Annotated in this window: 4 protein-coding genes; all 4 read left to right on the top strand. The window is 62.9% G+C overall.

The window, feature by feature from the left end:
* Positions 1 to 370: 370 nt before the first annotated feature.
* A complete protein-coding gene (locus tag AOA14_RS16005; RefSeq protein ID WP_202988293.1) occupies positions 371 to 1,942 on the top strand; it encodes a TolC family protein in 1,572 nt (523 codons plus the stop codon).
* 282 nt (positions 1,943 to 2,224) lie between these two features.
* A complete protein-coding gene (locus tag AOA14_RS16015; protein ID WP_202988294.1) occupies positions 2,225 to 4,414 on the top strand; it encodes a calcium-binding protein in 2,190 nt (729 codons plus the stop codon).
* 471 nt (positions 4,415 to 4,885) lie between these two features.
* Positions 4,886 to 5,863 (top strand): M23 family metallopeptidase, encoded by a 978-nt coding sequence (locus tag AOA14_RS16020; protein WP_202988295.1) that lies wholly within the window; start codon positions 4,886 to 4,888, stop codon positions 5,861 to 5,863.
* Positions 5,864 to 6,323: 460 nt separating this feature from the next.
* Positions 6,324 to 14,537 carry a DUF5801 repeats-in-toxin domain-containing protein gene (locus AOA14_RS16025; RefSeq protein ID WP_062902506.1) on the top strand — a complete coding sequence of 2,738 codons (8,214 nt, stop codon included), beginning with the start codon at positions 6,324 to 6,326 and terminating at the stop codon, positions 14,535 to 14,537.
* Positions 14,538 to 14,593: the final 56 nt, after the last annotated feature.

Genomic DNA, 14,593 nt, shown 5'->3' on the forward strand with positions numbered 1-14,593 from the left:
GACATTAGGGCCCCCAAAAAACATCGTCCCCGAAGCGAGGCCGAGGCTCGCAACAGGCGTTTCACGCGCGACCATGATGTCTGGCGCAATGCTCTGGTTACGGGCCAGAACCTATGCGCCCACCGGGATTGCCCGAAGCAATTGTCACCCGGCGTTGGCTTTCGATTGACGCGAATCTCTCGATAGCGTCGCCGGCCGTGACGGATGCTGGCGACGCACTTTGTCTATTTCGATTCGGCCGATCGAGTCTATTATCCCCTCGGACATATCCGTTAGAGTAGTTTCCCGTTCCGCCGCCGCACATTACTCTTTGATAGCTACGAAAAGAGGGGGTCGGCACTCGAATCTGGAATGATTCAGGAGGGGTGACGTGCGGAAATCAAGGACGTTTTGGGCGAGCACGCTCGGCGCACCCGCTGCCGCCGCGGCGTTCGCCATAGCTCCGACTCCACTGCTCGCGCAGTCGGCGTCGTCCGCGGTCGCGCCATCGAGCACGATGGCCGCGCTCGCGCGTCAAGTCGTCATCTCCAACCCCGAAATCGCGGCACAGCGCCATCAGGTTCGCGTCGCGGCCGCACGGCTACAAGCGGCCGAGGCAAGCTATTTGCCGACGATCGAAGCGAACGGCGTATTGCAGCGGCGTGAGATCGACATCAAAAACGGTAGCAGTACGAACGACGCGCGCTACACCGCCGGACAGGCCGGGATCGAGGCGCGGTTGCGCTTCTATGACGGCGACCGCACTTACAATGGGGTCAAAATCGCCAAGGCCGAACTGGAAGCGACCAGCGCGGGGCTGGACGCTATTATTTCGGACGTACTGCTCGAACTGCTGACCAGCGCCGCGGACGTCCAGCTCAACCGCAAGATCCTGCGATTCACCGAGGCACAGACTGAGGCAATCGGAGAGCAGCTACGCGCGACGTCGCGTCGGCTCGAATTTGGTGAGGCCACCCGTACCGATGAAGAACTGGCGCGCGCGCGGTTCGCGACCTCGCAAGCCGGGGTCCTTTCCGCGACCGAAGAACTGGGCGTCAACGGACATCGGTTTCGCAATATCAGCGGGCAGTCTGGAACGATGGTGCCGCCTCTGCCGCCGCTCGCGGAGGTTCCCTTATCGCTTGCCGCGGCTCAAAGAATTGCCCAGGATGCGGCGCCGCGGCTCCGAGCAGCGCGGCTCAACGCCCAGGCCGGCAAGTCGGGGGTGCAATTTGCCACTGGCGCATTGCTCCCGCAACTCGATGCGGTTACCGGCTATGATTATCTGACCGGCGGCGCGACCAATACATTTACGGGCAAATATCCTGACGATCGCTCGTCGCTCTATTACGGGCTTGAACTGCGCGTGCCAATTTTCCTGCCGCGCGATCATGCCGAGGTTCGCCGCGCTCGCGCGGTCCGCGATCAACGCCTTTCGCAAGTTGATATGGCGGTACGAACGGTAGCGGAGGAGGTCGCGAACGCTTGGGCGCGCTGGCAGTCGGCAAAGAGCACGATCGTCGCAGCTGAGGCAGCGGTCGCGGCCACGCAAGAAGCGGCAGAGGGCATCAAGAAGGAAGCGGTCGGTGGCAACCGGACCCTCACCGACGTTCTGAATGCGCAGAATGAATTGCTGAACGCGCGCGTCACCCTGGAGCGCGCCCATCGCAACGAATTTGTCGCGCGCGCGAGCTTGCTGGCAGCGACAGGGCAGCTCGACACCAAGGCCATTCTCGACGGCCGCTGCTGCAGTTCCGACACGAGCGAGCGCCCGACGATGTCGGCGCTCGGCCGACCTCGCGTGGCCGACGTTAACAAGGCCGTTGCCGATCCCGCAACAGCGCCTCGCCCGCAGACGTCAACGCTGGGTCAGACGCCCGATCGCGACCCCTCCGACACTGCTGCGCCTGCGGGAAGCTCGGGACGCCCGGCAAGCTCGACGCTCGGTCAAAAACTTAACTAGCAAGCACGTTTTCTTTTCGGATTGTGCTGTTTCGGCAAGTGCAGAAAGTGGTGAAAGCCGCGCAGCTCGGGAGAAATCGCGGCATGCGTTCGGCGCCGATCTGCCCCAAAATGAACCACCTCATAAATATATCCCCCATGTCCCCAAGCAGGAATGTCCGGTCCCCCTGCCCCGCCATATCCCATTGTCATGGCCTCGAGTTTTCGGGGTCATTTGGGGGGATGGCAAAGCCGAGTCGGCGAAACCGCATCCCTGCGACCCACCAATGAAGAGGATAGCGAAATGCCTACAGTTGGATCATCTAACGCACCGACCAATCCCAAAAATCCCACGGCTCGTGGCCAGGTATTGGGAACCAATGCGGTCGACTTCATCGATCTGAACACCCTCGTCCACACCGCGAACCTGCCTTATAACGCGCGCGGCAACGGCGGGGCGGACACCGTTTTCGGCAATAATTTCGACAACGATCTTTACGGCGATGCGGGTGACGACAATGTCATCGGCCGCAGCGGCAATGATCGCATCGACGGCGGAAACGGCAACGACACGCTGATCGGCGACCAGGCGAGCGTCTCGGTCCCCGCGCCGGGCCAAGTCCTTTACACCGGCGACGACAACGGTGTTGCGGATGGCAACGACACGCTGCTCGGCGGCGCTGGTGCCGACACCGCGTGGGGCGGCGGCGGGAACGACTTCCTCCGCGGCGATGCCGGAGACGACGTGCTTTATGGCCAATCGGGCGATGACCGCGCCGACGGCGGCGCTGGCAACGATATCGTCGATGGCGGCACCGGCAACGACAATCTCTACGGCGGGACCGAAACCGACGTGGTGACCGGCGGCGACGGCGACGACTATATCGATGGCGGCACCAACACCAATGGCGTCGACCTGCTTTCGGGCGGCGACGGCAACGATGTGATCTTCGGTGACAAGGGCGTCAATCGCAAAGCCGACGAAGATTATGCCTATAATCAGAGCAACTATAACCGCGGCATCGGCCAAGCCGACGAAATTTCCGGCGGCGCGGGCGACGACCAGATCTTCGGCCAAGGCGGCAACGATCTGATCGACGGCGATGCCGGCGATGACCTGTTGTGGGGCGATGATGGCGACGACACCATCTTCGGCGGCAACGGTTATGACCAGCTCGACGGCGGCGAAGGCGACGACTCGCTTTCCGGCGAAAATGGCGATGACGAACTTAACGGCGATGCGGGCAACGACGTCATCCGCGGCGGCGCGGGGTTCGACTTCGTCCAAGGCGGTGCCGACGATGACGACATCGGCGGCGGCGACGACGACGATACGCTGAACGGCAATGACGGCAACGACCTTGTCCACGGCGACGACGGCAACGACGTGATCGCTGGCCAGGGCGGTAACGACACCCTCTATGGCGATGACGGCGACGACGTGATCCGCGGCAACGGGGATCCCTTCTTCGACCCGCTTGATCCGGAGAATACCGATGCCGATTTCATCTCGGGCGGCAACGGCAACGACATCGTCAACGGTGACGAAGGCGATGACGTTATCGAAGGGAATGACGGCGACGACCTGCTCGCGGGTGATGACGGCAACGACAGCATCGCCGGCGGCGATGGCAACGACAGCATCACCGGCAACGACGGCAACGACGTTGTTTCAGGCGGCGACGGCGACGACGTCATTCAGGGCAACAACGGAAACGACAACCTCGCCGGCAACGAAGGTGACGACCTGATCTATGGCGGAGCCGGCAACGACCTGGTCGATGGCGGAGACGGCAATGACCAACTCGCCGGCGACATGGGCGCCGATACCATGTTCGGTGGCGACGGCGATGACGTCATGTATGGTGACACGCTGTACGAAAACCTGGGCAACACCCCGGGCGGCAACGACACCATGTCGGGCGGTGACGGCAACGACTATATGTCGGGCGGCATGGGCAACGACAAGATGAACGGCGATGACGGTGACGACACCATCCGGGGCGACACCGGCAACGACACCATCGACGGTGGTCTTGGCGATGACAATCTGGAAGGCGAAAGCGGCAACGACAAGATCACTGGCGGCGAAGGCGATGATCATATGTCGGGTGGCGCGGGCAAGGATCTGTTCCTGTTCGACGCGACCGATTCGTCGCCCGGCTTTGGCGACGACGTCATCGGCGCACCGTTCAGCCTCGGATCGGGCCGCGACTTCAACCTCGCGAACCGTGACACGCTGGTATTCGATGTCGATGCCGGCTTCGATCCCGCTGCCGACATGTTCGTCATCACCGGCGACTGGGACGGCCAGGGTGACGCGCTCGACGTGTACATCTTTACCGCGGTCGGCTCGGTGCTGATCGAGGACTTCTGGGAAGGCGCCTCGGCCCCGATCGCGGCGATCGCTGCGCTGGGTGGTTATGACACGGTTGATGCGCTCAACGCGTACAGCCAGGGCAATGCGTCCTACGACATGATCACGTTCGTCTGAGGACAAGGCTTCGTACGGGGAGCCACTCCTCGACGGACCTCTGCAAACTGGAGGGCAGGCCGCGGCCTGCCCTCCTTTTTATGTTCGGAAAAATCCGCATATCGCCAATGCCACAACGAATTCGGATCGTCACCGAGCGGCAATTTTTTGCAATGTCCCCATCAGGGAATGGCAAGAAACCGCGCCTTCCGCCAATTTTGACGCAAGGATGACAAGCAAGAATCATCCGGACGACGCCTGCTTCGATCGAGCAGGTCTGCAGAGATTGGGTATAAGAAGAATAGGTTTCTGTCGATATTCGGGCGGCAGTTTCGTCCCTCGGCATTCGGCGGAATTTAGTTCGGTCAGCTCCCGCTGGCTAGCCGTGTCCGCCGCCATGCCCCCTGGCGGCGGCCGGCATCGATTTTCCACCCATTGTCACGTTTGCGCCGCGAACGGCCTGCCCGAAACCTGAGCCCAACCATGATGCACATGTTCATCCTGCCTTTGTCGATGGCGTTCGCGGCATTGCAGCCGCTGCCGCCGGACGGCGCCCCTGCACTCAACCTTCCCGTTGACTGCATTGTCGGCCGTTCCTGCCTTATCCAGAAACTGTTTGATCACGACCCGGGGCCGGGCCGCCGCGACTATCGTTGCGGCCAGTTGACGACGAACGGGCATGACGGGATCGACATTCGCCTGCGCACCATGGCCGACATGCGGGCTGGATTTGCAGTCCTGGCCGCGGCACCCGGCACGGTGCTCCGCACGCGCAACGGCGAACCGGACGTCAGCGTCAACAACCGAGGGGCACTCGATGGCAGGGACGCCGGAAATGCGGTCGTAATCGACCATGGCGGCGGCTGGCAGACCCAATATAGCCATCTTCGCCAAGCCAGCATCGCTGTGCGCCCGGGCCAGCGCGTCAGCGGCGGGGAGCGGATCGGGTTGATCGGTTTGTCGGGAAATAGCGAGTTTCCGCATCTGCATTTCACCGTCCGGCATCTCGGTAGGGCCGTCGATCCGTTTGTCGGCACCGCCCCCCTTCCGCCCTGCAATTCCGAAGTCCGCACGACGGGGCTGTGGACAGCGGTGACGGCGCATTCGCTGGGGTACGAGCCCAGCGCAGTGATCACGGGCGGCCTCGCCTCGGCAGTACCGCCCAAGGCAGTCACCGATCGCGACCCGCCCCCTATGCCGAACGGACGACACGCGCCGCTGATCCTGTGGGTCGATGCGATCGGCGCGCGCGCCGGTGACTATCAGGCATTTTCGATCGCCGGGCCCGACGGACAGATCGTGCATGAACAGCAATCGGTTGTCGAAGGCGGCGGGCTCAGCTGGTTCGCCTATAGCGGCAAACGCGCACCGGCGGCAGGCTGGCCCGCGGGCCGGTACACCGGCCGATATGTGCTAAAGCGCGAAAATGCAATTGTTGCCAGGATCGAAACGACCGCCATGATAAAATGAGATTTTCCATTGAGATCAAATTATCCAATTCTAGAACTAAATAATATAATCATATTTGCAATTACATATTCAATCATCAAATATTGTTACTCGAAGAGATTGAATTAAAACATCTTTCAGGATAATATTCAACATGAGACAAATCATGGGGACATATTTGATATTTTTAATAATATAAATGGAAAATTAATCCATAAGATATTGTTTTAATACAAAAGTATATGTGCCCTTACCGGAAATTGCCATTGCAGAATCGCCCCCCGGGGTTTGTATTTCCCGGTGAGTGACAAGACGTGGGCACAGGTCGCCAAAGAGAACCCAGCACGATCACAAGAGCTTGCATTGTGGCTCCGCCCTATATCCGGCGCGGAAATGCGGTGCAGTTCGCCGGTGTGCGCAGCGGCCCCGTACTGGCTGCTGACCCGTGACCGGCGAACAAAGGTGCAGGGGGCTTTAGGCGATGGGGTTGAAGCGGAACGAACAGGCCGGCGAAATCGCCACCCCCGCGCGCGCCACCCCGCCCGGCGCGGCCTCGATCCTGCCTGTCGATGGCGTGATCCAGCTTCCACCCGGAACACGCCTCGATGCAATCAAGCTTTCGGGAAACGACCTCGTCGTCACGCTGCCCGACGGGCAAGTCCTGGTCATCGTCGACGGCGCGCTGCGAATCCCGCACATCAAGGTCGGCCCGATCAACATCCCGGCGCCCACCGTTGCCGCCCTGATCGCAGATCAGGAGCCCGAACCCGCCGCCGGGCGGCCGCAAAGCTCGGGCGGCAATTTCGCTCAAACCCCAGGCGACATTGGCGATCCGTTCGCGCTCGGCAACCTGCTGCCGCCGACGGAGTTCGGCTTTCCGAAAATTCCTGCTCTCGAAGTCATTCCCGACGCGCTCGACGACAAACCCCGGGTTGTTATCACGACCCCGGACCAGACGGTCGGGGTCACCGCCGCGACCGCCGTGGTTTCTGAAGCGGCGCTGCCCGCGCGCGACGCCGAACCGGCCGGCAGCAATCCAGACTCGCCGGGCGAAACGACCAGCGGGACGATCCAGATAGCCGCACTTGACCAGCCGGTCGTCGTCACGGTCAATGGCACGGCCGTCACCGCGGTCGGCCAGCTTATCCCGACCCCGCTGGGTCAGTTGACCATCACCAGCATCGCCCCGGGGCTGATCGGGTACACCTACACGTTGACCGACAACAGCACCGACCCCGCCGCGACCGATACGGTAACGATCACCGTTACTGACAACGACGGCGACGTCGGGAGCGCGACGCTGACCCTGATGCTCGAGGACGATGCTCCCATCGCTCGCGCTGACATCGACGATATCGAAGCCGGAAGCCGCCTGCCCGAGTCGGGCAATGTCATCACCGGCGCGGGAACCGCAAGCGGTGCGGACGGCGCCGATACGCCCGGCGCCGACGGGGCAATCGTCACGGGTGTCCGGGGAGGATCGGCGACCGAGTTCGGCCCGACAGGAACGCCGGTGCAGGGCCAATATGGCCGTCTGGCAATCGCGGCCGACGGCACCTACGCCTATGTCCGGTCCGCCGGTACGCCCGGCGGAGTCAGTGATGTCTTTACCTACCAGCTCACCGACGGCGACGGCGATGTATCGACGGCGACACTGACGATCCGCATCGGCGACAGCGCGCCCGCGCTGATCCTGCCCGCAGCGGGCGACGACGGCACCCTCGTCGACGAAGCCGGCCTGCCTGAACGCGATGGCGAAAGCCCCGGTTCGCGTTCGGGCGACGATTCCAACTTCACGTCCGGAACGATCCAATTTTCTGCCGGCGACGGTCCCGCCGCGCTGACGATCAACGGGGTCGCGATCACCGAAGAGGGCCAGGAAATCGCGCTCACCACCGGGACTTTCTATATCGTCTCGATCAACCCCGATTCGATCGAATATTTATTTGCGCTTGCCGACAACACGCTCGGCGCCGCGACGTCGCAGCCGATCACCGTCGGCATCACCGACCTGGACGGCGACACCATCTCCGCCAGCTTCGACATCGATATCCTCGACGACGCGCCCGAAGCGGTCGCCGATTACGACAGCGTCGCTGCGGGCAGTTTTGCCCCGGCCACCGGCAACGTAATCACCGATGCCGAGAATGACGGCGGGCGGGACATCCCCGGGGCCGATGGCGCCAGCGTCTCGTCGGTGTCGGGCGGGGGCGCCGCCGTGGCGGCGGGTGACCCGGTTGCCGGCCTGTATGGCGTGCTGACGCTGAACAGCAATGGCAGCTACAGCTATGTCCGAAATCCCGACACGCCGGGCGGCGTGTCCGAAACCTTCACCTATACGCTGACCGACAGCGACGGCACCTTCGCCACGGCCACCCTCAACATCGCGATCGCCGACGACAGGCCAGACGCTGTGGCCGACGAAGGAGAGGTCGGCGAAGGCCAGACGCTCGAGGTCGATGCCGCGGGCGGGTTGCTCGCCAACGATGACCTGGGCGCGGACGGCACCAAAATCCTGGGCGTGCGCGCCGCTGGCGCAGACCCGTCGGCGGCGGCAACAGGCGGCGTCGGCGCGGTCATCATCGGCCTGTACGGTGAGCTGACAGTCGCCGCCGACGGGAGCTATATCTATGTCGCCAATCCGAATATTGTCCCACCCGGCACCGCCGAAGATGTTTTCGTCTATACGCTTGTCGATGGAGACGGCGATCAGTCGACAACCACCCTGACGATCCGTCTGAGCGACTCGGGATTGTATGCGGACGTCGTTCAGTTGCAGGTCGACGAGGCAGCGCTCGCCGCCGGCAGCGATCCCGAGAGTGACGCGGAAACAGCGTCGGGCGACCTCAATGACAATGTCGTCGGCGGCACGGGACCATTCGAATTTGGCTTGGTCGGCAACGGCGTAGGCACTCATGGGGTATTCACGCTCAATTCCGACGGAAGCTATTCCTACACGCTGACCGGCGCGATCGACGGGCCGACGGATGACGATGGCACCAACCTTGTGCCCACGGTCGAAAGCTTCACCTACACTATAACCGACGCGTTCGGGAATGTGACGCAGAGCGAAATCGTCATCGACGTGCTGGACGATGTGCCGGTCGCACGGCCGGCACCGTCGATCACCGTCGCTGAAGACGCCGCTGCAATTTCGGGCGATTTGCTGGGGAACGATACGCTGGGCACGGACGGGGCCATGGTCACTTCGGTCACGATCGGCAGCGCGATCGTAGCGGTCGCCGCAACCGGCATCACCAGTTACAACACCGCCAACGGCACTTACACATTTCAGGCAAACGGCGCTTGGAGCTTTGATCCGGCGCCGCAGGTCAGCGTGTTTCCGATCCACGCCGACTTCACCTACACGATCACCGACGGTGACGGCGACCAGTCTTCGGCAGTACAGCAAATCCGTCTCGCCGACGGAAGCCTGCCGACCGCAAGCGGTCCGATCCAGCTGACCATCGATGACCAGCATCTCGAAACCGGATCGAGGCCGTCGCCAGCGCAACCCGTCTCGGCCAGCGGCACCATCCTTTTCACACCCGGTTCCGATGCGATCGCGTCGATAGGCTTTGGCGACATTTCGGCGCTGGACGGCGGGCTCAGCTGGACTCTGGGATCGGATAACCAGATCATCGGCTGGGACGCCGACGAAAACCCCGTCGTCGTGATCGGCCTCAGCGTTTCCGGCAATGTGGCGACGGTGACCGCCACCCTGCAATATAATTACGCGCTGCACCCCGATACGACGATCGACGATCTGGTCGATCTGGGGGCGATCGAGGTTGTCGCGATCGACGCCGATGGCGATATAGTCGCAGGAACGGTCAGTATCTCAGTTTCCGACGACGTTCCGTCGATCACTGCCCTGTCGCCCACGACGGGTTTGCTCACGGTTGACGAAACCGACCTTGGCTTCGATGCAACCGCCGATTTCACCAAGCTTTTCAAAATCGTGATGGGCGCGGACGAAGGCACTGTCGGCTATAGTTTCGAAGTGACCACCGCGAGCGGGCTGGTCGATGTCGCGACGGGGTCGAAGATCATTCTGCAGGCGTTCGGCAATGTCGTCGAGGGACGATTGCAGGATTCGCCAACGACCGTCGCGTTCCGCTTGACCGTAGCCTCCGATGGGCAGGCAACGCTCAACCAGATCCGCGCCGTCCGGCATCCCGATGATATGAATCCGGACGATGCGATCACGCTGTCGCCGACGATCATCCGGCTGACCGCGACGGTCACCGACGCCGACGGCGACCATGCATCGGCGCTGGTCGCGATCGGCAACGCGCTGGTGTTCAAGGACGATGGGCCGTCGATCGACGCCACCAACGTCGACACGAATGCGATCACGCTCACCACGCAGGACGCCAACACACGCGGCGACGCGTTCGACGTGGCGACCGCCAATTTTTCGGCGGCCTTTTCGACGTCTCTGGTTAATTTTGGCGCCGATGGCTCCGCGGATGCGGGCACGGTGACCTGGACCTATTCCCTCGCGCTGGGCTCGGCGGCCGCGACCTCCGCCCTGACCAGCCACGGCGTGCCGGTCACGCTGGCCATTATCTCCGGCGAGATCGTCGGCAGCGCGGCCGGTACGCCCATTTTTTCCATCGCCGTGAACGCAGCGACCGGCGTCGTCACGCTGACCCAATTTGCCGAGATCGACCATCCGTTACCGGGTTCGCCCGGCGATTATGCCGCGCAGCTCGTCGAACTGGCGGCCAATCTGGTCGAACTGCGCGGCACCGCGACGATCGTCGATCGAGACGGCGACAGCATTTCGGATACGGTGGCGGTGGATCTGGGCGGCAATATCCGCTTTGCCGACGATGGCCCGTCGATCGCCGCCGGCGGGACCGCGTCGCCCTTGACGGTCGATGAAAGCAATTTTGCCGCCGATGCGACCGTCGATCTGTCGGGCCTTTTTGCCGGAACGACCGACGCCGGCGCCGATGGCCCGGGCGCCGTGACCTATGAGCTTGGCGTTGCCGCCGGGGCCAGCGGCCTCATCGATTCGCTGACGGGCGAAGCGGTGATCCTGTCGATCGAGGGCGGCGTCGTTTTCGGGCGCACCTCGACGCACGAAGTCTTCCGCATTTCGGTGGTGCCCGGCGGCCTCGTCACTTTCGACCAGTCGCGCGCGATCCTGCACACGCCCGACAGCGGCCCCGACCAGGCGCTTTTCCTGGCGGGTAGCAATCTGATCACGCTGACCGCGATCGCAACGGACGGCGATGGCGACACCGCGCGAACGACGACCGACATCACCGGGCAATTTGCGATCCGCGACGATGCTCCGAATGCGGTGGATGACCAGGACAATGTATCGCGCGACGGAGAGGTTTTTGCCGACGGCAATGTGCTGACCGGACTTGGCGGGACCGACGCCAATGGCATGGACGGATCGTCCGACAATGCAGGCGCTGATGGCGGGCTGATGGTTGTCGGCGTGGCATTCGGAGCATCCACGGGAACGCCGGGGGCCGTCCTTTCGGGCAACTATGGCTCGATCGTCATCGCCGCGGACGGCAGCTACCGCTACGACCTCGATCCCAGCGATCCAGCGGTTGTCGCGCTCAATCCCGACACGACGCTGACCGAAAGCTTTGAATATACGGTGCGCGACGCCGACGGCGACACGTCGGTCGCGACGCTCACCATCTCTATCACCGGGATCAATGATTTCCCTGTTGCGCGCGGCGATACCAACTGGGTGCTTGACGGCGTCAGCGGTTCGGACCCATTCGCTGCCGGTAATGTGTTGCAGGACATCGCGCATTCCGGTGCGCCCTTTGGCAGCTTTGCCGATGTCGCGGATAATGATCCCGACCTGGAGGTGATCACCGTCACGTCGGCAGGAACATATGTGGGCCTCTACGGCACGCTCGTGATCGATGCTGGCGGCAGCTACACATACACGCTCGACGAGGACAAGCCCGTCGTCAACGCGCTCGACAGCGGACAGACACTGACCGAAAGCTTCGCCTATACGATCAGCGACGGATCGCTGTCGGTCGGCTCCACCCTGACCATCACGGTGTTCGGAAACAACGATGTACCAACGATCGGCACCGCGATCGCGCGGGTGTCGGAAGAAGGCCTGCCGAGCGGGCTGCCAGACACGGCACCGAATGCGACGCTCGACACCACCAACAGCGCCGTAATCAGCGGTACGCTCGCCATAGCCGACGCCGACGCCGGTGAAACACTGACCGCAACCCTCGGCGATCCCGGTGCGGTGCTGACTGCGGGTGGCAGCGCGGTCGCCTGGACCGGCGTCGGCACCGGAACCTTGATCGGTTCGGTCGGCGGATCGGAGGTTATTCGCGTCACGCTGGCATCGAACGGCGCCTATACGGTCACCCTGTTGCGCGCCGTCGACCATCCCAATGTCACGCTCGAGGACCTTAAGGGTTTCTCCGTGCCCGTGTCGGTGTTCGACGGCACGACGACGACGACCAGCGCATCGGCAATCCAGATTGTGATCGAGGATGACGCCCCGACCGCCACCGGCGAAACCGGATCGTCGTCGCAGCCGATGCAGGATGTGAACACGCTCTTCATCCTCGATTTCAGCGCCAGCATCGACGATGGCGAACTCAACACGATGCTCGATGCCGTTCAGGGCGCGCTGACGCAGCTTGATAGCGCCGCGTCGGGCGCATTAGCGATCAAATTCGTGATCTTCTCCTCGGGCTCGTTCGCATCGGAATCCTTTTCGACCGCGGCCGACGCGAATGCGTATCTCGACTCGCTCAATCCGGCAGCGGGCGGCCAGCGGCCGTCGGAGGACGATATCGGGCTCAATACCAATTACTCTGGCGCCATCCAGACGGCGCTGGCCAATTTCGCCGCGATCCCCGGCGCCAGTAACCAGGTCTTTTTCCTTAGCGACGGCAACCCGAACCAGCAGATCCAGTTCGGCGGCATTCCGCCATCGGTTATCAATTCGCTGACGGCAGCCACGGCGACAGCCTGGGACGACTTTGTCGACGGCAATGGCGTTAATGTTACCGCGATCGGTATCGACAACAATCCATTGCAACCACTCAACATACAGCGGTTACAAGACATCGACCTGAACGCGGCACCGGGCAATGCCCCTATCCTGGTCGACGATTTCGAAGATCTGGTCCCGACCTTGCTGTCGGTCATCGTCCCGTCGGCGGTGTCGGGCGATCTCGACGCGAACGATTTCTTGGGTGCCGACGGCGGCCGCCTGCTTTCGATCACCGTCGGCTCGACCACCTATAACTGGGACGGCGCTTCGAGCATCGCCGTATCGAGCGGCGGCAGCATTGCTGGGACGACCCTGAACGCGATAGCGACCCCGATGGGCGGCACACTCACCCTGAACTTCGCGACGGGCCAGTATAACTACCAGCCGCCCAGCCCGATCACGGTGACCGCGACCGAAGTGTTCACCTATGTGCTCACCGACCGCGACGGCGACACCGCAACCGCCAACCTGTCGGTCACCATCACCGCACTCGCGCCGCCGATCGCCGTCGACCTCGACGGTGACGGGGTGGAATTTGTTTCGAACGCGGCCGGGGCCAGCTTTGACTATGATGGCGACGGCATCGCCGAAACCACTGCATGGGTCGGCGCCGATGACGGGCTGTTGGCGATTGACAAAAATGGCGACGGCAAAGTCAACAACGGATCCGAGCTGGTCTTCGGCAGCGGCGTGCTGTCCGACTTGCAGGGGCTAGCCGCCGCCTATGACAGCAACGGCGACGGCAAGCTGGACGCCGCCGATGCCGAGTTTTCAAAATTCGGGATCTGGCAGGATGCCAACGGCAACGGCATGACCGACGCGGGCGAATTCCGCTCGTTGGTCAGCGAAGGCATCATCGCTATATCGCTGACGCCAGATGGACGCGCCTATGTCGCCGCTAACGGACAGGTGGAGGTCCGGGGCGAAGCGCTTTATACGCGCGCCGACGGCATCACCGGCAAGCTGGCGGATGCAGCTTTCGCGACCAACTTCGCCGATCAGCAGCGGATTGCCGCAATCAATGGTACGGCGGGGGTTTCGACTGCAATGCTGGTCGCAGGGCTTGCCGCAACGGCCCCGCTGGCCGCTTACCCACCGGGAGCACCCGACGGCGAAATCTCGGTTTCCGGCCCGCAGGTCCCGGTGTCGAGCGAAGCGGCGGAACAATCACTGACCCTGCCCGAAGCAAAAGCCGACGGCTTGGTCCACGAATTCTATTCTGGCCCCGAGATCGCCCGGATCGAGCGCGAGGATACCTCGTGTCGGATAAGCGACGACGACCGCGATGCGGTGCATGACGACACAGCCGATACGGCGCCGCCCGATCCGGACTACGTCGGGTTGCTAGCGGCAACCGAAATCGACCTTCCACCCGAACCGGCGAGTTCTTCCGCATCGGGCGATCAGATACAGTTGACGACGACGCCGCAACCAGTGACCGCTACCGCTGCGGCGCAGATCGGCACAATCGTCACCGCTGCCCTGGAGGGGCCGGCGGTCGAACTCGACGCCTTGCTGGGACCCGTGGAGCCTGCCGAACCGGTACTCGCCCGCATCATGCTGGGCGTCGGCGGGATCGGCGACGGGATCGGCGGCGGCGCATCGGGCCACTCGTTCATCGCCGATCTCACACAGCAACATGTCGTGGTTCAGCTCGAGCAGATAGCGTCGGCCGGGCACGCCTGAACCACAGGCGGCGATGTCGGTCAGGACGAACCACGGGCGCAGACCAGAGATCACGC

The sequence above is a fragment of the Sphingopyxis terrae subsp. terrae NBRC 15098 genome, assembly GCF_001610975.1.
GTDB classification, from domain to species: Bacteria; Pseudomonadota; Alphaproteobacteria; order Sphingomonadales; family Sphingomonadaceae; genus Sphingopyxis; species Sphingopyxis terrae_A.